Consider the following 19,491-nt stretch of genomic DNA (forward strand, 5'->3'; position numbering starts at 1 on the left):
CCCCTTTGGTCAATTTCAGGCTTTTTTTGCCTCAGCGGTTTTTCACGCTTGTGAAGGTCATTCTGTTTACGTTATACGTCGAACAACCGGCCCACGCTGTGGGGTGATCCCTTGATACCCGACGGTGCTGCGAGCCGGTCCAGTGGACTGCCAGGCGCAGCCAATGCTGCCTGATACAGTCGCGTCACCGGCACTGCGAGGTACAGCATATGGAAGCGTGCGGACCGACCGAGCACACCTTCTACGTCCTTGATACCAACGTCCTGATTCACGACCCCAACGCCCTGCTCAACTTTGAAGAGCACCACGTCATCATTCCGATGACCGTTCTGGAAGAACTCGACAAGCTAAAATCCGGCAAATCCAGCACCGCAGCAGACTGTCGTCAGGCCATCCGGCTAATCGACAAGACCCTCGGTGACGCACCACCCGATCAGGTAGAACAGGGCGTGCCCATCGAGCGTGGCAAGCTCGGTCCCAACGGCACCCTCGCCATTCTCATGGACAAGGCCCCCATCCCCGCTCACTGCCTGCCCAACGACCTCAACGACAACAAGATCATCAACCAGCTCTGCCAACTGCAGTCACGCTACCCCGACGGCCGTATCGTGCTGGTGTCCAAGGACATCAACATGCGCCTGAAGGCGCGCGCCTGCGGGATCGACGCCGAGGACTACCACACCGACCAGTTGCTGGACGATATTTCCCTGCTGGCCCGTGGTTACCACGAAATCGAAGGCTCGTTCTGGGAGCGGGTGGCCAAGGTCGAAACCCGTCAGCTGACCGGCCAGACCGTGCACGAAGTGCAGCTGACCGACAACCTTCCGGCGTTGCACCTGAACGACTTCATCATCGACGATCAGGGCTTTATCGGCTGGGTCAAGGGCATCAACGGCAGCAACCTGACCATCCGCGACCTCCATCAGGAACCCATGCTGCATCAGGAGTGCTGGGGGTTGCGCCCGCGCGACGTCTTCCAGGCACTGGCCATGTACGCCCTGATGGACCCGGACATCCACCTGGTCAACCTGACCGGCGCCGCCGGCTCGGGCAAAACCATTCTGGCGCTGGCCGCCGCCATCGAGCAGACCATGGTCAGCAAAACCTACCGCCGGATTATCGCCACCCGCAGCACCCAGGGGCTGGACGAAGACATCGGCTTTTTGCCCGGTACCGAAAAGGAGAAGATGGAGCCCTGGCTCGGCGCGATCACCGACAACCTGGAAGCCCTGCACATGGATGACGAGAGCACCCACGGCAGCGTGGAGTACATCCTCGACCGCGTTCCGCTGCAGTTCAAATCCCTGAACTACATCCGTGGCCGCAGCTTCCAGCAGAGCTTCATCCTGATCGATGAAAGCCAGAACCTGACCCCGCACCAGATCAAGACCATCATCACCCGCGCCGGCAACGGCTCAAAGGTGATCTGCCTGGGCAACCTCGCGCAGATCGATACCCCTTACCTGAACGCCACAAGCTCAGGCCTGACCTATCTGACCGAATGCTTCAAAGACTTTCCCCACGGCGTACACATCCACCTGCAGGGCGTACCGCGCTCGGCACTGGCTGAATACGCAGAAACGCACCTCTGACCGGCCGGCCTTTGGCCGGCAGCTGCAAGCCCCAAGCTTCAAGCTGCAAGAAAACCCGCGTGATGGGACATCGCGCGGTTTTTTCCATAAACAGAGCGACCTCAAAGCACCCGATGGTTCATCCCCGTTTCGCTTTTGGCTTTTGGCTTGCGGCTTGTAGCTTGTAGCTTGTAGCTTGCAGCTGCGAAGCCGCAAAGCGGCGGAGCCCAATAGCCCCTCTCTATACAACCCATTACCCATCGCGCCGCCGGTTTCCGTCATAATGCGCGCTCCACGCTGACAGGAGTACGCCCATGCTGATGGTGATTTCCCCCGCCAAGACCCTTGATTACGACACCCCGCCGGTGATCGAGCAAAGCACCCAGCCGCGCTTTGTAGAGCACAGCGTCGAACTGATCGAGGTGCTGCGTGAAAAATCGCCGCAGGAGATTGCCAAGCTGATGTCGCTGTCGGACAAGCTCGCCAGTCTCAACGTCGCGCGCTACGGCAGCTGGGAGCGCGAGAGTACGCCACAGAACGCCAAGCAAGCGCTGCTGGCGTTCAAGGGCGATGTGTACACCGGCCTCAATGCCGAAGACTTCAGCACTGATGACTTTGCCTTTGCCCAGCAGCACCTGCGCATGCTGTCGGGCCTGTACGGCCTGCTGCGCCCGCTGGACCTGATGCAGCCCTACCGGCTGGAAATGGGCACCAAGCTGGTCAATCCGCGCGGCAAGGATCTGTACACCTTCTGGGGCGAGCGCATCAGCCAGTGGCTGAATGAAGACCTGGAAGCCCAGGGTGATCAGGTACTGCTCAACCTCGCCTCGCAGGAATACTTCGGCGCGGTCAAACCCAAGGCACTGAACGCCCGCGTCATTGATACCGTGTTCAAGGATCAGAAAAACGGGCAATACAAGATCATCAGCTTCTACGCCAAGAAGGCCCGCGGCCTGATGGCGCGCTACGTGATCAAGGAACGGCTGCAGGACCCGGAAGGCCTGAAGGATTTCAATCTGGACGGATATCGCTTTGACGCCGTCAGCAGCAGCGAGAACCAGCTGGTGTTCCTGCGCGACGAGCAGGCCTGAGCAGTCAACAAACAACAACCCCGGCTCAAGCCGGGGTTGTTGTTTCAGCCGGTTGATCCACCCGCTGCTCGCGGAAAGCCAGGTAATGCTCCAGCACCAGCTCCGGCGCCTCCACCTGCGGGTAATGACCGATATGAGGCAACAGCACCGTGTCCGGATCAGGGATCAACTGGCGGTAGCGTTCTACCATGTGTGCGCCAGACACCGGGTCCACCGCGCCATCAATCACCCGCAACGGCAAGCGCGTCGCCTGCATCGCCGCTACCCAGCGGTCACGGTGCACGCGACGATCGGCCATGTAACGAATCAGCAGGTGCATGATCCTGGGCCCCTGATTGAACTCGATCATGCGCCAGAAGGCATCAAGCTCGTGTTCATCCGGTTGCGTCTGCGGACCGAAGATATTGCCAAAGGTACGTGCCATTCGCTCGCGGTTGTAGCGTCTGCCGATCAGCGACCCAATCGGGCTCATCAACAGCTTTTGCAGCAGCACCGGATGATGGGTTTCCGGAAACAGCCCGCCATTGAGGAAGCACATCGAGCGCAAAAAGCCCGCGCCGCCCTCATGCCGCGCCAGCAGCTCCTGTGCAACGCTGTCGCCGTAATCATGCGCCAGCACGTGATAGTCAGCGATCTGCAGGTGCGCCATCAGCGCCTGCTGCAGGTCTGCCTGATCAATCAGGTCATAGGGGTAGCTGCGCGGTTTGTCAGAGAAGGCAAAGCCGATCATGTCCAGCGCTATCACCCGGTAGCGCTTGGCCAGCGCGTCCCAGAGGTAGTGCCAGTCCCATGACCCGGACGGGAAGCCGTGGATCAGCAGGAGCGGCTCACCCGCCCCTGCTTCCCACCAGCGGATCTGATGGCCGCGGTAACTGAAAACCCGCCCCTGGGCGACCCAGTCGTCCAGGGGATTGCCGGTATCAGCCATGATTCAGGCGTCGTAACCCGGATTCACCCGATCCAGCTTGCGCAGCAGTGCCGGCCAGGCGATGCCGGCACCGGCACCGTTGGTTGCCTTCTTCATGGAGGCGGCCGCACCGTCCAGCACCGCTTGTGGAATCGGGATCAGCTCTGCGTTCTGGGCCTGTGCACGCACCTGGATTTCACAGCAGCGCTGCAGCGTGTACATGGTCAGGAAGGCGTCTGCTACGGATTTACCACAGGTCAGCAGACCGTGGTTGCGCAGCACCAGGTTGTTGGCACAGCCCAGATCGGCCTGCAGGCGCGGCTTCTCTTCTTCGTTCAGCGCGACGCCTTCGTAGTCGTGGTAGGCCAGGCTGCTGAGGACAAAGATGGACTGCTGGGAAATCGGCAGAATGCCGTCTTTCTGGGTGGATACCGCGATACCGGCGGCGGTGTGGGTGTGCATCACACAGTTGGCGTCATGACGCACTTCGTGAATGGCGCTGTGAATGGTGAAGCCAGCCGGGTTGACGTCATAGGGGGACTCTTCAACTTTGTTGCCTTGCAGGTCGATCTTGACCAGGTTAGACGCGGTCACCTCTTCAAACATCAGCCCGTAGGGATTGATCAGGAAGTGCTCGGTGCCCGGGATCTTCGCAGAGATGTGGGTAAACACCAGATCGTCCCAACCATACATTGCAATCAACCGATAGGAAGCCGCCAGTTCGACACGGACTTTCCACTCTTCGGCACTGACCTTGTTTTTCAGGCTGATCTCGGACAGCGAATGCACTGCGTTCATCGGGGTAACCCTCTATTGTTGGAATAATGTAATTGACCCAAAGGGTCTGCTGACGCTACAGGACATCCCCACTGCGCTGCGGCATACTGTGGGGCGTTCGGTATGAGGGGAGTCTAGACCGTGACGGCAAAGCGGACTGTCAAACAAATTACAGTGTCCGAGATGGGCAACAGCCCGATGCTGGCCAAACTGCTGCAGAAGAACCGCTGGTTTGGCGAGCTGCCACAGGATGTGCTCGATGAGCTGCTGGCCCTTGGGCGCGTGCGCGCACTGCAGGATGGCGAGTTTGTCTACGCCAAGGATGACCAGCCAGACGGCCTGTATGGCGTCATCAGCGGTAGCGCGCGCATCAGCAATATTGGTCAGGACGGACGCGAGGCGGTACTGGCGATCCTCAGCCCCGGCAGCTGGTTTGGTGAGATATCGCTGTTCGACGGCTTGCCGCGCTCCCATGACACCGTCGCCAGTGGACCGACCGAGTTGCTGATGATCCCCCGCACCGGCTTTCACCAGATGCTGGAGCGCCGTCCCGAGCTGTATCCGCTGTTCATGCGCCTGCTGTGCCGGCGCATACGTATCTCGTTCGCCATGCTCGAAGACAGTGCCCTGCTACCGCTGTCCTCTCGCCTGGCCAAGCGCCTGCTGATGCATGCCCACAACTACGGGCAGACTGACGACGACGGTCGTCGGCCCTGTGTCCAGCTATCGCAGGAATCGCTCGGTCAAATGCTCAACAGCTCGCGTCAGAGCATCAACAAACTGTTGAAACAACTGGAAGCCCTGGGCTGGCTGCAGATTCAGTATGGCCAGATTCTGCTGCTGGACGAGGACGCCCTGACGCAACTGGCCAGCGGCGCCCCCTTGCCACGTGGAACCCGAATAGCGCCCTAGCCGCGCAAGGCAGCAATAAAGTCCTGCAACCAGGGCTCAGCGTCGGTGTCCGGGGTAACAGTTTCACTGGCGTCTAGGCGCAACATCGGCAGCGCCTCGCTACCCTGCAGCTCCAGCAGCAGCTCGCGCATCTGCTCTCCGCCCTGACAGAAGGTATCGCCGTAAGCTGTATCGCCCAACGCAATCACCCCGAAAGGCACACCGGTAAACAGCGGAAAACGGTCGCGCATGGAGTGGAACAGCGGCGCCAGACTGTCAGGCAACTCACCCATGCCGGTGGTCGAGCAGCACACCAGCAGCGCTTCAGGCGCCAACGCCAGCAACGCGTCCAGCTCCAGCGGGCGCAGGCGGCTCACCGTCAGGCCCGCTGCCTGACACATCCCCTGCGCTTCGTCTGCCACCAGGTCCGCTGTACCGAATACTGACCCACTGATGATCACCAGATGCATGCCTACTCCCGCTGTTATTGAACTGGCCGGCCATTATGCCGCAAGGCAAGGGTTCAGGTCGCCTGATAGCTGGACAGCAGACGACGCTGCTATAAAATGTGGCCAGAATCCATTACGCAGGTGTCGAATGATCAACGCCAAGCTGCTGCAACTCGTCGTCAATGCGTCCAACGACGGCATCGTGGTCGCCGAACAGGAAGGCGACGATAATATCCTCATCTACGTCAACCCGGCATTCGAGGCGCTGACCGGCTACTGCGCTGATGAAATTCTCTATCAGGACTGCCGTTTTCTGCAGACTGATGACCGCGATCAGGAAGCGCTTCAGCAACTGCGCGACGCCATCAAGGCGCACCAGCCGTGCCGGGTAACCCTGCGCAACTACCGCAAGGACGGCAGCCTGTTCTGGAACGAACTGTCAGTCACGCCGGTGCTCAACGACGCTGACCAGTTAACTTACTTCATTGGCATTCAAAAGGATGTCACTGCCGAGGTAGAGGCTCGCCAGCGGGCGCTGGCATTGGAAGAAGAGCTGACCGCGCTGCGCAACGCTCAGACGCCAGGCTAGACGATGGCAACGCAGGTCGTTTTTCAACGGCCTGCCAGCGCTTCACGCTCAAGCGTCAAAACGCCCAGCCAGCAGTTGACGAGCCCGATCCATCAGGGCCTGGCCGACCTCGCCGAGTCGCGAAATTCCCAGCGCAGCGAGCTCATCCTCCTGCAACGCGCAGCAACTACCGGCCATGGCGACCGGACAGGCCGCCCCCTGATTCAGGCGCGGCAAGGACTGGCTCAGCAGACGCCGGTCCAGCGCCTGATCACTGAACAGCACCACCGCCGCCGTGGTGCTGTGCTCGACCAGCGGCAGCAGGCTGCCCACATCAGGTGCGTCGCCGAGCAGCAGCAGATTGACGCCGATCTCACGCAGCAGCACGGCCACCATCAGCATGTCGAGCTCGGCCTCACGCCCCTGCAGATTGACCAGCAGCAGGGTCACGTGTCCTGGCTCCAGGTAGCCCGCTCGCTGCGCTAGGCGCCCTCGCAGGAAACTGTCGAGCAGTGCAGCGGATGCCGACCCGCCAATCTGACGGCGGTGCAGCGGCCGCAGCACAGACACCAGGGCAGTCACCAGCGGGACTTCCGTCAGCAACTGCGCATACAGCCGCTCCAGCAACAGCGGATCGCCCTGCAACAGCGCCTGGTCCAATCGCTGTTGCCAGAAGTCGTAACGTGAGAAGACGCCATCATCCAGCGGCGCCTCTGCCTCGTCGACGTCCCCCCGATCCAGAATGCCGGCCACCTTGCTGACCGGGACACCACGCGCAATCCACTGGGTAACGCTGCGCACACGCTCGATATCCTGCAACGAGTACAGGCGGTGACCGCCATCGGTACGATGCGGGACCAACAGCCCGTAGCGCCGCTCCCAGGCGCGCAGGGTGATCGGGTTCACGCCGGTCAGGCGCGACACCTCGCGAATGGGGTACAGCGTCTGACGCGCCGCTTCAGGAGTCTGGTTCATGATCGGGATCCATAGCAGGCCGTAGCCAACACTAAAAACCTGTACAGTGTACAACAATGTTATACATTAATGTTATACATTAGTGGCGACAGCGAGCGCGGCTCGGCGTGCTACCATTGCGCCCTTTTTATTCACAACCGACGGCATTCCAGCGACTCACAGCATGCAGGCAGTCAGGCAAGGCACACCGCACAGCAACCAGAATGGGTCTACCATCGTCATCACCGGCGGTGCGCAGCGCGTCGGATTGTACTGCGCCGAGCGCCTGGCTGCCGACGGTTTTCAGGTACTTATCACCTGCCGGCGTCTGCGCGATGAGTGGCAGCAGCACCCGCTGGCACCGGGCATCGTGCCGATGCTGGCCGATTTTTCGACCGTGCCGGGCATCACACAGTTCATCGACGACCTGAAAGAACGCGCACCGGCGTTGCGGGCGATCATCCACAACGCCTCATTGTGGCTGGACGATGCCGCCGGTGCCGACGCTCTGCAGCAGATGTTCATGGTGCACATGCAGGCGCCCTACCTGATCAACCAGCAGTGCCGTGAGCTGTTCCCCGCTGGCGCACCGGCCGACATCATCCACCTCACCGATGACGTCACCCGCAAGGGCAGCGCCAGGCATATCGGTTACTGCGCGAGCAAAGCCGGGCTGGAGGCGCTGTCGCGCTCCTTCGCCGCGCGGCTGGCACCCCAGATCAAGGTCAACGCCATCGCACCGGCGCTGATCATGTTCAACCCCGAAGACGATGCCGACTACCGCAAGCGTGCGCTAGCCAAATCCGCGCTGGGCATGGAGCCCGGGCCGGAGGTCGTCTACCAGTCCATTCGCTATCTGATGGACAACCCCTATATCACCGGAAGCTGCCTGCCATTGAACGGCGGCCGGCACCTCAAGTAAGCCCACGAGATACTGCCATGAGCCTGGAAAATCTGACCAACAACTACCGCGAGATCCTCACCAACCTGGGTGAGCAGCCGCAGCGCGACGGCCTCAAGGGCACTCCCGAACGCGCCGCCAAAGCCATGCAGTTTCTCTGCCGCGGCTACACCCAGTCACTGGATGAGATCGTCAACGGCGCGCTGTTTGACTCCGACAACGACGAGATGGTGATCGTCAAGGACATCGAGCTGTACTCGCTGTGCGAGCACCACATGCTGCCGTTTATCGGCAAGGCGCACGTTGCCTATATTCCTACCGGCAAGGTCATCGGCCTGTCCAAGGTCGCGCGTATCGTCGACATGTTCGCCCGCCGCCTGCAGATACAGGAAAACCTCACCCGCCAGATCGCTGAGGCGATTCAGCAGGTCACCAACGCCGCCGGTGTCGCCGTGGTGATCGAGGCCAAGCACATGTGCATGATGATGCGCGGCGTCGAGAAGCAAAACTCGTCGATGCACAGCTCGGTGATGCTCGGCGCCTTCCGCGAGTCGGTCAACACCCGCCAGGAATTCCTGCAACTGATCAGCCGGAGCAACTGACCATGAGCCAGCTTGCTCCGGGCCTGGCGCGCATCCGCATCAAGAATTTGCGCCTGCGTACCTTTATCGGTATCAAGGAAGAGGAAATCCTCAACCAACAGGACATCCTGATCAACGCCACCATTCTCTATCCGGCGGACGACGCTGTGAGTGTCAACCAGATTGAACAGGCGCTGAACTACCGCACCATCACCAAGGCCATGATTCGGCATGTCGAGGAGAATCGTTTCGCCCTGCTGGAGCGTCTGACCCAGGAGCTGCTCGACATCGTCATGCAACACCAACAGGTGCACTATGCCGAGGTCGAAGTAGACAAGCCGCATGCCCTGCGCTTTGCCGAGTCCGTTTCCATCACCCTCAGCGCCGCGCGCCACTGAGGCTGATTGACAATACCCGGTAGCCAATTATCCTTGCGCTCAGAGTCGGCGCGCGGCTACCGCGCGCCATGCCCCACAACAGACGCATGAAGGAAAGCCGATCATGACCAAGCAAGAGCGTCTTGAACTGGAAGCTGCGGCCTTCCGCAACCTGGTCAGCCACCTGCGCAGTCGCAAGGATGTGCAGAACATCGACCTGATGACGCTGGCCGGTTTCTGCCGCAACTGCCTGTCCAAATGGTACAAGGCCGCAGCCGATGACATGGACATCGAGCTGAGCATGGACGAAGCCCGCGAAGCGGTCTACGGCATGCCCTACGCCGAGTGGAAGGCTAAATATCAGACCGAAGCGACCCCGCAGCAGCAAGCCGCCTTCGACAAGGCACAGAAACAGGACAAAGCATGACCGCCGAGCAGTTCATCGCCCGCCTGGGCAACCCGGAACACCAATTCGCCGAAACGCTGGCGTTTATCGACTCGACCTACGAACACCAGCCAACGGCCTTCGATAACGGCCCGGTACACAACAGTGCCGAGCAGAATCAGGGCTCATGCAAGGTGCTGGCGATGTCGCTGGACCTGGGCCTGAGCGATGAACAGGCACTGCAGTGCTTTGCCGAGCACTACCGCTCGGTACTGGCGACACCCGAGGGCAGCGACCACGGCAATATCCGCGCACTGATGAAGGGCGGTCTGAGCAAGGTCAGCTTTGCCGGCAGCCCGCTCACCCGACGTCAGGGCTGACCCCATGGCCGTCAAGCAGCTAAGGCCAGTCGGTGATTTCCCACCCACCGGTATTTTCCGCCGCCTGTTCGCCGCTGGTTACGACCTGTTGCTGCTGCTGGCCGCATTGATGGTCACCACCCTGCTCTACCTCGGCGCCCACATCCTGATCAGCGGCGAGCCCGCCGCACATCAGCAAGCAGAAGAGGGTGCCTATGTCGGCGACCCAATCCTCACGCTTATCGTGCTGGTGGTGACCGTCGCCTTCTACACCTGGTTCTGGACCAAGAAAGGTCAATCGCTGGGCATGCAGGCCTGGCGCATTCGCCTGCAACAGCCTGACGGGCAAACCATTACCGGACGTCAGGCGCTGATTCGTCTGGCCGTCGCACAGGCGTCCTGGCTATGCGCCGGCCTGGGCTTTCTCTGGCAGCTGTGGGACCGCCAAGCCCGCACCTGGCACGATATCGCCTCCGGCACACAACTGGTCACTTTGCCGAAGGGCACCTTCAAGGACTGACCAGCCCATACCCAAAACAGGGTACTGTCTCATCCAGTACCCTTTTCAGGGTACGACGCGCGCCAACAGGCTATCCAGAATCCCTTGGGCTACCACGCACATCAAGGGACCTTCTGCATGCATACTTCAAAAAAATGGCCACTGGCCCTCGCAATCTCTTCCGCCCTGACGCTGACTGCCTGCCTCGGCGGCGGCGGCGGTGGAGGCGGGAGCGACGGCGGCGGGAACGCTGGCGCCAGTACCACCCGCTACTCGCTGACCGTGGGCACCCCGACGACCACGGCCGCGACCGCTCTATCTGCGCAGGAGCGCATCGCCCAGGCGATCATCGACTTCCTGATCACCCCGGCACTGGCCGATACTTTTGATGACCTCGACCCATCCACCTTCCGTGTCATCACCATCGAGGCCGACGGGACCCTGGTCGAGCTCGGCCCTGACGAGTTCACTGCCGAAGCCGATGACGAGAGTGACGGCTATATACTCGAGCTGCCCTTCGCTTCGCGTATCAACAGCTATATCGAAATCCCCCTGCCGGCGGGCATCAGCTACACCACGCCAACCACGCGAAGCGACCTGTTCGCCAACCCGCTGACGACGTTTGTCACCCAGCAAATCGCCAGCCGTACCGCCCAGTTCGACGAACTGACGCTGGACGAGGTGGATCAGATTATCGAAGCCGTGCTGGAGATGGCCAACGACCCGGCGGTGCAGGCAGAGTTGGAACAAGCCATCAATAGCAGCGCCAGCACCGAACAACTGCTCGACCAGGTCGGCGCCAGACTATCGGCCTCCATAGAACAGCAGTTCGACGACAAGGCCGCTCCCTCGCTCGACAGCAGCGCGGCCAACCAGGCTTCTGGCGGTTACTACAGCGAAAACATGACCGTTGGCGGCTACGCCGACCAGGGCGCCGGCATCCTGCTGGGCGGCAATCGCAGCAGCGCGATCGAGCTGGATATCACGGGCGACACCGGCACATTCAACGTACCGGCCAACACCTTCAAGGAAATGGAGATCGTGGTAGGTGTGGGCGCTTACAGCAACACTTACTCCCGGGCCTGGATCGACGACGAGGCCGACAGCGGCAGCTTCAGCGCCGATGCCCGCGGCATTCTGTTTGCCGAAAGCGAAGCGCTGGAAGACTACGAAAAAGGCAGCGACGACGTCGATAGCTGCGAAACCCAAACCGCCGACTGCCGTGACCGCGAGTACAGCAGCGCCTTGCGCTTCACCGCCGCCGGCCCGGCCAGCGCCCCGCTGGACGTGATGATCGGCTCCGAGTTTTACACCCGCGAGGTGCGCGACGACGCCAACTCCCCGCAGCTTCAGGTGCTCAACCAGACCCTGGATGTCATGCTGCGCCGCGCCAGCCAGATGCCCACGGTTGACGGCCGGTACGGCGTCATCGAACTGCTGTTTGAAGGCGGCGACACTGATCTTGATATCTATGTGTACAACAATCTGCTCGATATCGACGGCACGCAGGGTAGTTACTGCGAGCAGGGTCGCCGCAACCTGGAGATTTATCCGCAGAAAGGAAAATATGAGTTCGATCGCTTCAACTACCAAGCCTGCCAGGGCGATGAAGGCTGGGACTGGGATGACCCGAATGTCGGCGAGAGTGGCAGCTTTCCGCTCAGCGTCGCCAGCGACGGCAAACTGGTACTGGATGAAGAACTGCAGGGCTATGCCTCACCGGATGGCCGCACCTTGCTGCTGGGGCTTGAAGCCACCGAGGTACTCGACGGCGCCATTGAAGAAAACGACGGAGAGCAGCACTTTCGTCAGATGCTGCTGGCGGTCAAGCCCGCCAGCAGCAGCAATCTGGCCAACCGCACCTATCGCCTGATGGCGATCGGTCTGTACGCCGAATCGGGTCTGGTTGAGCCAACCCGCCTGAACGCGGGCAGCCTGCGCTTTGACGCTGAGGGCAACGCCGAAATGACCGCTGCCTGGCACTGGCAGCAGGTGACCGAGTCCGGTTTTGCCGACGCCAGCGTCAATGAGCAGTTCACCCTGGCATTCGATACCGACATCAACGAGGGCGCGCTGCAGCTGCAAGCGGTGCAGGGCAACAACGATGGTGGTGTGCTGACCTTCACCGCCGACGGCTACGTCCAGGAAGGCGAACGCCTGATCGTGCTCGGCGCCAGTGGCGAAAACTCGGATGGGGGCGACTTCACCGGCATGATGATCGGGGTGTGCACCAACTGCGACGAGTAATCGCTTTCTCGCAGAATCCAGAGCGCCCGGCACCCTGCCGGGCGCTCTGCCAATAGGCGAGCCTCTGTAGCCGTCACGCCCCCCTGCCAGCAAATAGCGCCCGGCAAAACAGCATGTAAAACGGCCACCGCGCCTGGCATACCGCTAGTTGATCAGCCCCATGCGGATGGCTTCCTGCACCGCCTGCGCCCGGCTGCTGATACCCAGCTTGGCGTAGATATTCTTGATGTGCTTGGCGGCCGTGTGATAGCTCACACCCAGCATGTCCGCCGCTTCCGCCGTCTTGTAACCGTTGCCGATCACCAGTAGAAACTCCTGCTCCCGTGCACTCAGGCGCTCGACATTGTCCACCTCGGGCAGCCCACGCCGCTGCAGCTCGGTCGCGCCGTCCTGCGGCGCTTGCTGGAAGTAGCCCAGCATCCGCTGGGCGATCTGCGGTGACAGCGGAGGCACGCCCTTGACGATCCCCAGTAGCGCGCTGGCAATCTGCTCCTGCGGATCCTCCTTCAGCAGGTAGCCGTTAGCCCCGGCCTGCAGCGCAGGAAACAGGTGCATGTCGTCGTCGTACATGGTGGCGACCACCAGTTGCGCTTCCGGGTGCTGCTGGCGACATTGGCGAATGAAGTCCACCCCGGAGCCGTCTGGCAATTGCAGGTCAACCAGACACAGCTCCGGCGCCCGCTCATGCAGCGCCTGGCAGGCACTGCGCAGAGTGCCGCAGAAGCGGACATCCGCATCCGGCCAGGCCAGGCGCGTTGCGTCGGCCAGCCAGCGCTGGGCATCCTTGAGGTCTTCCAGAATCAGTATGTGTTTCATGTCTGCTGTCCGCCTCCCAACGGAATCTCACAGCGCATGGCCAGCCCGCCTTCCAGCGGACTCCACCATACGATCTCCCCTCCCAGTTCCTCGCTGCGCTGTCGCATGCCGCGCAAGCCGACCCCGTCGCCGTCCAGACGCGCGGCCTGCAGGCCGCCGCCATCGTCCCGGTACTCCAGGATCAAACACTCGCCGGCAAGCCAGAGGCGCACGTGCACGGTTGCAGCCGCTCCGTGCTTGAAGGTGTTGGAGCAAGCCTCACGCAGAATGCGCGACAGGTTACGCTCGATTCGCGGGCTCAACAGCCAGCTGCGCGCCGCCGGGTCCAACTGCATGTCCAGCGCAAGGCCAAACAGCCGGCAACGCTCACGCGCCTCGGCCTGCCAGCGCGCATAGCTTTGCTGCAACTGCACAGCCCCTTTCTGCAACCCCTGAATCACCTCGCGCAACTCGCGCAGGCAGTCACGCGCCAGCTGCTGCAGCTCGTCGCTACCCTGCGCGCGGTAAACCACCGACAGCAGCCGCGCGCCCACATCATCATGCAGGTCACGCGCTACCCGCTGGCGCTCACTGATCACGCCGGTCTGATAGGAGTGGTGGTACTGCTGGGCATAGCTGAACAGGGTCAGTGCCTGCTGACAGAAATCCAGGTCCTTGCGATCAAACAGGCGCCGCCCGCCCGCGGCGTAACTGAGAACCTGTGCCGGCCCCTCGTCGACCGCCGGCACAGCAAGACGCAAGCCGTTGTCCCGGATCTCTGGCTGACCGACCACCTCGTCAGCCTCCTCAATGCGCAGCGGGTCATATATTTCCTGCAGCGCCTTGCGCCACTGCGCCGGGATCGGCCGCTGGTACTCAAATGCCTGCTGCAGGATACGTGGCAGGCGCTGATGCAGTGCACCGCGCGGGTTATCAGGCGCCAGCCAGAGCAAAAAGCCCTGGCGAATCGGCAAATACACCCAGCCGACCACCGCCAGCGAAACCAGCAGGCCCATGCTGGTTTCCAGATCCAGCAGCAGAATCAGAAAGGCGTCCAGCACAATAAACAGCACGCCAAAGGCAAACCAGAACCAGGCCAGCAGGATCCAGCGATCCAGATCGAACAACCGATAGCGTACGATCCCCAGGGCAATGCCCAGATAGGTCAGCACAAAAAATGCCCAGGCGTGGGTCTGATGGGCAACCGAGGGATAACCGATCACCTGCGGAAAGACGACCAGCAACAGGTAACCGAAGGCACCGGCAAACCAGGCGGCCAGCAGCCATTTCAGCCGCGCGCGGGCCACCGGCTCATAGCGGGTCCAGCGCCATTGAATGCAGGCAAACAGGATATCCACGGCAAACCACGCCAGTAGCGGATAACGGGCAGCAATATCCAGATTCGGCCACCACTGCAACCAGTTGGCGGCCAGCGTGGCCAGCACCACCGGCAGCATAAAGCGTTCAAAGGGAAAGCGGCCCAGCCGCAGCGGGTAGTACCAGAACAACGCCGTACCCGTACCGGCGAACAGCATGGCGCCGGCCTGATTGGCCCGCGAGAGCAACAGGAACCAGTCTGGCGCCAGGGTCAGTTCCCGCGTGGTGTAGACGGCGCTGGCGATGATGGCCACAGCAATGGCCAATCCCGCCAGGGCATAAAGCAAGGGGCCACGCTCGGTCTGCACGAACGCCCAGGCAGCCACGCCCATCAGCAGCACCGCCAGGCCGCATACCACCTGATACCAGAACAGCAACGGCAACTGGATCAGCCCGCGCGCCCCCTCCGGCTGCAGACTTACCCAGCGCGCAGGGGCAGGCGGACCACTGTCGACAGCGAGTGGCTGCACCCGCAACTGCACGTCCTGGCCATGCAGGATGTCCCACAGCTGGGCGTGACGTTCGAAGAAACGGTTATAAACGGCGAATTCGCGGGCGTCGTCGGGTTCCGCCACCGCGTCCCAGCTTTCCAGCGACAGCGTGCCGGTACTGCTGCGCAGCGCCAGCAGCACTTCACCCTTGTGCACCTGACCAGCAACGGGCCCGTCGGCGTCGACCCGGCTGATACGCACTCCTTCTGGCGAGGGCACCGCAGTGAATCCCAGCCACGGCTGACCGGAGGCCACATGCAGAGCCAGAAAGAACAACAGCAGCGCTACCGCCAGGCCGGCGGAGAGCACGCGAAAAGGCGGTGTTTCCTTGAACATCGGACGGAGCAATCCTGCTTACCTGTCGAACATCAGCAAGGCAAGCATGCCCTAGCAGGGGCGACGGGTCACCCCTTCAAGCGGAAAATGCTGGCAAAAAGCCTTATCAGCCGGCGCGCCGCATCAACCAGGCGCCCAGCGCCAGCAACAGCGCGATGGGCAGCAACACCGCAATCAACGGCGAAAAACCAAACACCAGACTGGACGGCCCCAGCAGGTCCTGAACGATCTGGAATACAAACCCGACCAGCACCCCGGTGAACAGCCGCTGGCCCATGGTGACCGAGCGCAGCGGACCAAAAATAAAGGACACCGCCACAAACACCAGCACCGCCGTGGCCAAGGGCTGGAAGAGTTTTTTCCAGAAGGCCAGCCAGTAGCTCTGGTTGTTCAGGCCCTGCTCGGCCAGGTATTTCTGATAGCGCCAGATACCGGTCAACGGCAAGGCATCAGCCTCCAGCAACACCACCTGCAACAACTCGGGTGACAGGTGCACGTCCCAGCGCTCCTGCAGGTTCACGGTCACCGAGCTTGCGCCGGTATCGGCAAAATGCGTCGAACGCACATCTTCCATCAGCCAGTCGTCCTCTTGCACGGCTGCGCGGCTGGCAAAACTGGCCTCCAGCAGACGTCGCTGGTCATCAAAGCGGTAGCGGGTGATGCCGTAGAGCACTCCGTTGGGCTGCACCGCGTTGATGTGCAGAAAGTCATTGCCTTCGCGGTGCCATAGCCCCTTGGACTTCAGCGCCTCGTCACTGCCCTCGGCGATCGCCTTGCGGCTTTCCGCCAGGTTGGCGGTATAGGGCGCGATGTACTCGCCAATCCCCACGCCCAGCACCATTAACAGCAGCAAGGGTTTCATTACCGCCAGGGTGATCCGCGCAATGGACACGCCCGAGGCGCGCATGATGGTCAACTCCGAGTTGCTGGCCAGGGTGCCCAGGCCCACCAGGCAGCCGACCAGCGCCGCCAGCGGCAACAACTCGTGCACCCGTGCCGGCAACGACAGCAGGGTGTAGACCAGCGCCTGCAAGGGGCCGTAGCCCCCTTCCACGTCGTCCAGTTCGTTGATGTAGGAGAACAGCAGATCCAGCCCCAGGATCACCGCCAGAACCGCCAGAATGCCCAGCAGCACCGCACTACCGATGTGTCGATCAAGCCGCCGCATGCTGACCTCCCTTGGCCTGACGCGGCGCAAACAGCGCATCGCGATTGAGCACCACGCCAATCAGCAAAAACAGCCCGTGCACCCACCACAGCCCCAGCGCTGGCGGCAGCTTGCCCGACTCGATCCAGCCGCGAGCGCTGATCAACAGCGCCAGATAGGCCATATACAGCAGGATCGCCGGCAGCAGCTTGAGGAAGCGCCCCTGACGCGGATTGACCCGCGCCAGCGGCACCGCAAAGAAGGCCACAATCGGCACCAACAGCGGAATCGCGATGCGCCACTGCAGCTCGGCGCGCTCGTCCAGCCCGCGCTCACTCAGCAACTGAGCGGTCGACATAGCCTCGCGATCACTGACCTCGGTCTGCACTTCGGGCTTGGGCAACAGGACACCGTAGGTATCGTAGGAAATGGTTCTGAAGGCGGGCGAGCCAGGCTGGCCCTCGTAACGGAACCCCTGATTAAGCACCAGATAACGACTGCCGTCCGCATTCAGCTCCTGGGTGCCGGATTCGGCCACCAGCACCCCGAGCACCGCATCTTCGCCGTCGCCGCGGCGCTCGGTAATAAACACATCCTGCAACTCGGTGCGGTCTTCGGACAGACCACCGGCGTAGGTCACCCGCTGACCACTGCCCAGCGCCTGAAAGCGTCCGGCCGCCAGGGTGTCAAATTCGGTCAGCGCATCCTGCTGGTTCAACAGCTGCTGGGTTTTCAGCACGCCACCCGGCGCCACCCAGAAACTCAGCAGCGCCACCAGCAACGCAACCAGTAAGGCCGGCCCCTGGGTGTAGCCAATCAGCTTGCGATCACTCATACCCGTGGCAGACAGCACGGTCATCTCGCTGTCGAGGTACAGCCGCCCGTAAGCCAGCAAAATACCGAGAAACAGCCCTAGCGGCAGAATCAGCACCATAAAGCCCGGCAGCCGATAGGCCATGATGACAAACAGCACAGACGCATCCAGCTGACCGGCAGCGGCCTGCGCCAGATACTTGATGAAGCGGCCACTCATAATGATCAGCAGCAGTACACCGCTGACCGCAGTCAGTGTCCACAGCACTTCACGGCTGAGATAACGGAAAACAATCACGAAACAGGTCCTTGGCTCCGGGGTCTTTAAGGGCCGGCGCGAATAGGCCAGAATGCGGGGCAGACATGTCTGCCAGCAGCAGCCCGACAGACACCCGCGGGAATTTGCCCGTATTATCAGTCAATCATCTCGATTTGTCTTGGGGAGCACCATGGAGTTCAACGTTAAGCACGGCGCACTGGAAACCATCAAATGTGGCTGGCTGGTCGTCACCGTCAGCGAAGGCAAGGCCCTGACCGGCCCGGCAGCCGAGCTGGACAAGGCCTGCGGCGGCCAACTGGGCACCGCTCTGAAGAACGGTGACCTCTCCGGCAAGAGCGGCAGCAGCCTGACCCTGTTTGCCCTGCCCGGTGTCGCCGCCCAGCGTGTACTGCTGCTAGGCAGCGGCAAGGACGAGCCCCTGAGTGACCGTGCCTGGCGCAAACTGGCGCAACAGGCGCTGAGAACCATCAAGGCCGGCCCGGCTGGTGATGCCGTGTTCGCGCTGTCTGGCACCGTGAAGAACCGCGACCTGGCCGGCCAGGCGCGACTGCTGGTCGAAGCCTGCCACGACGTGCTCTACACCTTTGATCAATTCAAGAGCAAGAAAGCCGACAAGCCAAAGCTGAAGAAGATCAACCTGTGGAGCGCCGACAAGGCCGATGCCACCGCGCTCAAGCGCGCCATCGCCGAGGGCACTGCCATCAGCGATGGCATGGCGCTGACCCGTGATCTGGGCAACCTGCCCGGCAACGTCTGCACACCGACCTACCTCGCCAACCAGGCCAAGGCGCTGGCCAAGGCGCACAAGGGCCTTGAGGTGGAAGTGCTCGATGAGAAGGCCATGAAAGCCCTCGGCATGGGCGCCCTGCTGGCGGTCAGCGCCGGCAGCGCCGAGCCGGCCAAGCTGATCCGCATCAGCTACAACGGCGGCAAGGCCAAGGACAAGCCGCACGTGCTGGTCGGCAAGGGCATCACCTTCGATACCGGTGGCATCAGCATCAAACCAGCCGCGACCATGGACGAGATGAAATATGACATGTGCGGCGCCGCGACCGTCTTCGGCGTGCTCAAGGCGGTGGTCAGCCTGCAGCTGCCGATCAACGTAACCGGTCTGATTGCCTCGGCCGAGAACATGCCCAGCGGCACCGCGACCCGTCCGGGCGACATCGTCACCAGCATGTCCGGCCAGACCATCGAAATCCTCAACACCGATGCCGAAGGCCGGCTGGTACTCTGTGACGCACTGACCTACGCCGAGCGCTTCAAACCCGCCAGCGTCGTCGACATTGCCACCCTGACCGGCGCCTGCATCGTCGCCCTGGGCAGCAATGCGTCCGGCCTGATGGGTAACAACGATGAGCTGATCAACCAACTGCTGACCGCCGGTACCGAGGCAGGCGATCGCGCCTGGCAACTGCCGCTGTTCGACGAGTATCAGGAGCAGCTGGACAGCCCCTTTGCCGACATGGCCAACATCGGCGGCCCCAAGGCCGGCACCATCACCGCCGGCTGCTTCCTGTCGCGCTACACCAAGGCCTACCCCTGGGCGCACCTGGACATCGCCGGCACCGCCTGGATCAGCGGCGGCAAGGACAAAGGCGCCACCGGCCGCCCGGTTCCGCTGTTGATGCAATATCTGCTTGATCAGGCCAAGGCCTGATCAAGCAGCCACAAGCTGCAAGCGACAAGCCTCAA

General features: G+C 61.8%; 20 protein-coding genes. 12 read left to right on the forward strand and 8 right to left on the reverse strand.

Annotation, left to right across the window (positions count from 1 at the left end):
• Window positions 1-209 precede the first annotated feature (209 nt).
• On the forward strand, window positions 210-1,592 hold the full coding sequence (locus CNQ84_RS01715) for a PhoH family protein (protein WP_096003182.1): 1,383 nt from the start codon (window positions 210-212) through the stop codon (window positions 1,590-1,592).
• 293 nt (window positions 1,593-1,885) lie between these two features.
• A complete protein-coding gene (gene yaaA, locus CNQ84_RS01720; protein WP_096003183.1) occupies window positions 1,886-2,662 on the forward strand; it encodes a peroxide stress protein YaaA in 777 nt (258 codons plus the stop codon).
• A gap of 25 nt (window positions 2,663-2,687) precedes the next feature.
• Here the strand turns inward: yaaA and CNQ84_RS01725 are convergent, their stop codons facing one another.
• Both CNQ84_RS01725 and CNQ84_RS01730 read right to left on the reverse strand, forming a co-directional pair.
• Window positions 2,688-3,590: an alpha/beta fold hydrolase gene (locus tag CNQ84_RS01725; RefSeq protein ID WP_096003184.1), complete on the reverse strand. Its 903-nt coding sequence runs from the start codon at window positions 3,588-3,590 to the stop codon at window positions 2,688-2,690.
• Between the two features lie 3 nt (window positions 3,591-3,593).
• Complete coding sequence (locus CNQ84_RS01730; RefSeq protein ID WP_096003185.1) at window positions 3,594-4,367, reverse strand: class II aldolase/adducin family protein; 774 nt, start codon at window positions 4,365-4,367, stop codon at window positions 3,594-3,596.
• Window positions 4,368-4,529: 162 nt separating this feature from the next.
• Between CNQ84_RS01730 and CNQ84_RS01735 the strand changes: the two genes are divergently transcribed.
• Window positions 4,530-5,258, forward strand: a complete 729-nt coding sequence (locus CNQ84_RS01735; RefSeq protein WP_096003186.1) for a Crp/Fnr family transcriptional regulator — start codon at window positions 4,530-4,532, stop codon at window positions 5,256-5,258.
• Here the strand turns inward: CNQ84_RS01735 and CNQ84_RS01740 are convergent.
• Window positions 5,255-5,707 (reverse strand): flavodoxin domain-containing protein, encoded by a 453-nt coding sequence (locus tag CNQ84_RS01740; RefSeq protein WP_096003187.1) that lies wholly within the window; start codon window positions 5,705-5,707, stop codon window positions 5,255-5,257. The two genes, CNQ84_RS01735 and CNQ84_RS01740, sit on opposite strands and share 4 nt — an antisense overlap.
• Window positions 5,708-5,834: 127 nt before the next feature.
• On the opposite strand from CNQ84_RS01740, the gene CNQ84_RS01745 reads away from it, so the two are divergent.
• A complete protein-coding gene (locus tag CNQ84_RS01745) occupies window positions 5,835-6,275 on the forward strand; it encodes a PAS domain-containing protein (protein ID WP_096003188.1) in 441 nt (146 codons plus the stop codon).
• A 48-nt stretch (window positions 6,276-6,323) separates the two neighbouring features.
• On the opposite strand, the gene CNQ84_RS01750 is transcribed toward CNQ84_RS01745, so the two are convergent.
• Window positions 6,324-7,229: a MerR family transcriptional regulator gene (locus CNQ84_RS01750; protein ID WP_096003189.1), complete on the reverse strand. Its 906-nt coding sequence runs from the start codon at window positions 7,227-7,229 to the stop codon at window positions 6,324-6,326.
• Between the two features lie 163 nt (window positions 7,230-7,392).
• Between CNQ84_RS01750 and folM the strand changes: the two genes are divergently transcribed.
• From folM to CNQ84_RS01785, 7 genes are all read left to right on the forward strand, one after another.
• Window positions 7,393-8,130, forward strand: a complete 738-nt coding sequence (folM, locus tag CNQ84_RS01755; protein WP_096003190.1) for a dihydromonapterin reductase — start codon at window positions 7,393-7,395, stop codon at window positions 8,128-8,130.
• A gap of 17 nt (window positions 8,131-8,147) precedes the next feature.
• On the forward strand, window positions 8,148-8,711 hold the full coding sequence (gene folE, locus CNQ84_RS01760; RefSeq protein WP_096003191.1) for a GTP cyclohydrolase I FolE: 564 nt from the start codon (window positions 8,148-8,150) through the stop codon (window positions 8,709-8,711).
• A 2-nt stretch (window positions 8,712-8,713) separates the two neighbouring features.
• Window positions 8,714-9,088, forward strand: a complete 375-nt coding sequence (gene folX / locus CNQ84_RS01765) for a dihydroneopterin triphosphate 2'-epimerase (RefSeq protein ID WP_096003192.1) — start codon at window positions 8,714-8,716, stop codon at window positions 9,086-9,088.
• 103 nt (window positions 9,089-9,191) lie between these two features.
• Window positions 9,192-9,494: a DUF1244 domain-containing protein gene (locus CNQ84_RS01770; protein WP_096003193.1), complete on the forward strand. Its 303-nt coding sequence runs from the start codon at window positions 9,192-9,194 to the stop codon at window positions 9,492-9,494.
• Window positions 9,491-9,832: a HopJ type III effector protein gene (locus CNQ84_RS01775; protein WP_096003194.1), complete on the forward strand. Its 342-nt coding sequence runs from the start codon at window positions 9,491-9,493 to the stop codon at window positions 9,830-9,832. The genes CNQ84_RS01770 and CNQ84_RS01775 overlap by 4 nt, the downstream gene beginning before the upstream one ends.
• 4 nt (window positions 9,833-9,836) lie before the next feature.
• Complete coding sequence (locus tag CNQ84_RS01780) at window positions 9,837-10,331, forward strand: RDD family protein (RefSeq protein WP_096003195.1); 495 nt, start codon at window positions 9,837-9,839, stop codon at window positions 10,329-10,331.
• Window positions 10,332-10,448: 117 nt separating this feature from the next.
• Entirely contained in the window at window positions 10,449-12,557 is a 2,109-nt protein-coding gene (locus CNQ84_RS01785) for a hypothetical protein (RefSeq protein ID WP_096003196.1), read from the forward strand.
• Between the two features lie 144 nt (window positions 12,558-12,701).
• Here CNQ84_RS01785 and CNQ84_RS01790 read toward each other — a convergent pair whose 3' ends face one another.
• From CNQ84_RS01790 to lptF, 4 genes are all read right to left on the reverse strand, one after another.
• Window positions 12,702-13,373 (reverse strand): response regulator transcription factor, encoded by a 672-nt coding sequence (locus tag CNQ84_RS01790; RefSeq protein WP_096003197.1) that lies wholly within the window; start codon window positions 13,371-13,373, stop codon window positions 12,702-12,704.
• The gene (locus tag CNQ84_RS01795) at window positions 13,370-15,556 is read right to left on the reverse strand and encodes a sensor histidine kinase (RefSeq protein WP_096003198.1); all 2,187 of its coding nucleotides are present in this window, start codon (window positions 15,554-15,556) and stop codon (window positions 13,370-13,372) included. The genes CNQ84_RS01790 and CNQ84_RS01795 overlap by 4 nt, the downstream gene beginning before the upstream one ends.
• Before the next feature lie 106 nt (window positions 15,557-15,662).
• Complete coding sequence (lptG, locus tag CNQ84_RS01800; RefSeq protein WP_096003199.1) at window positions 15,663-16,724, reverse strand: LPS export ABC transporter permease LptG; 1,062 nt, start codon at window positions 16,722-16,724, stop codon at window positions 15,663-15,665.
• A complete protein-coding gene (gene lptF / locus CNQ84_RS01805; protein ID WP_096003200.1) occupies window positions 16,711-17,814 on the reverse strand; it encodes an LPS export ABC transporter permease LptF in 1,104 nt (367 codons plus the stop codon). The genes lptG and lptF overlap by 14 nt, the downstream gene beginning before the upstream one ends.
• Window positions 17,815-17,965: 151 nt before the next feature.
• Here lptF and CNQ84_RS01810 point away from each other — a divergent pair, with 151 nt between their 5' ends.
• A complete protein-coding gene (locus CNQ84_RS01810; RefSeq protein ID WP_096003201.1) occupies window positions 17,966-19,456 on the forward strand; it encodes a leucyl aminopeptidase in 1,491 nt (496 codons plus the stop codon).
• Window positions 19,457-19,491 lie beyond the last annotated feature (35 nt).

It is taken from the genome of Pseudomonas abyssi, from assembly GCF_002307495.1.
In the GTDB taxonomy this organism is placed as follows: domain Bacteria; phylum Pseudomonadota; class Gammaproteobacteria; order Pseudomonadales; family Pseudomonadaceae; genus Halopseudomonas; species Halopseudomonas abyssi.

Excerpts from the sequence above, each read along its gene's own strand:
- CNQ84_RS01740 (WP_096003187.1), bottom strand. The coding sequence starts at position 5,707 with ATGCATCTGGTGATCATCAGTGGGTCAGTATTCGGTACAGCGGACCTG.
- folX (WP_096003192.1), top strand. The coding sequence starts at position 8,714 with ATGAGCCAGCTTGCTCCGGGCCTGGCGCGCATCCGCATCAAGAATTTG.
- CNQ84_RS01735 (WP_096003186.1), top strand. The coding sequence starts at position 4,530 with ATGGGCAACAGCCCGATGCTGGCCAAACTGCTGCAGAAGAACCGCTGG.
- CNQ84_RS01790 (WP_096003197.1), bottom strand. The coding sequence starts at position 13,373 with ATGAAACACATACTGATTCTGGAAGACCTCAAGGATGCCCAGCGCTGG.
- folM (WP_096003190.1), top strand. The coding sequence starts at position 7,393 with ATGCAGGCAGTCAGGCAAGGCACACCGCACAGCAACCAGAATGGGTCT.
- CNQ84_RS01730 (WP_096003185.1), bottom strand. The coding sequence starts at position 4,367 with ATGAACGCAGTGCATTCGCTGTCCGAGATCAGCCTGAAAAACAAGGTC.
- CNQ84_RS01810 (WP_096003201.1), top strand. The coding sequence starts at position 17,966 with ATGGAGTTCAACGTTAAGCACGGCGCACTGGAAACCATCAAATGTGGC.
- CNQ84_RS01715 (WP_096003182.1), top strand. The coding sequence starts at position 210 with ATGGAAGCGTGCGGACCGACCGAGCACACCTTCTACGTCCTTGATACC.
- yaaA (WP_096003183.1), top strand. The coding sequence starts at position 1,886 with ATGCTGATGGTGATTTCCCCCGCCAAGACCCTTGATTACGACACCCCG.
- CNQ84_RS01770 (WP_096003193.1), top strand. The coding sequence starts at position 9,192 with ATGACCAAGCAAGAGCGTCTTGAACTGGAAGCTGCGGCCTTCCGCAAC.
- CNQ84_RS01745 (WP_096003188.1), top strand. The coding sequence starts at position 5,835 with ATGATCAACGCCAAGCTGCTGCAACTCGTCGTCAATGCGTCCAACGAC.
- CNQ84_RS01725 (WP_096003184.1), bottom strand. The coding sequence starts at position 3,590 with ATGGCTGATACCGGCAATCCCCTGGACGACTGGGTCGCCCAGGGGCGG.
- CNQ84_RS01785 (WP_096003196.1), top strand. The coding sequence starts at position 10,449 with ATGCATACTTCAAAAAAATGGCCACTGGCCCTCGCAATCTCTTCCGCC.
- CNQ84_RS01795 (WP_096003198.1), bottom strand. The coding sequence starts at position 15,556 with ATGTTCAAGGAAACACCGCCTTTTCGCGTGCTCTCCGCCGGCCTGGCG.
- lptG (WP_096003199.1), bottom strand. The coding sequence starts at position 16,724 with ATGCGGCGGCTTGATCGACACATCGGTAGTGCGGTGCTGCTGGGCATT.
- CNQ84_RS01775 (WP_096003194.1), top strand. The coding sequence starts at position 9,491 with ATGACCGCCGAGCAGTTCATCGCCCGCCTGGGCAACCCGGAACACCAA.
- CNQ84_RS01780 (WP_096003195.1), top strand. The coding sequence starts at position 9,837 with ATGGCCGTCAAGCAGCTAAGGCCAGTCGGTGATTTCCCACCCACCGGT.
- CNQ84_RS01750 (WP_096003189.1), bottom strand. The coding sequence starts at position 7,229 with ATGAACCAGACTCCTGAAGCGGCGCGTCAGACGCTGTACCCCATTCGC.
- folE (WP_096003191.1), top strand. The coding sequence starts at position 8,148 with ATGAGCCTGGAAAATCTGACCAACAACTACCGCGAGATCCTCACCAAC.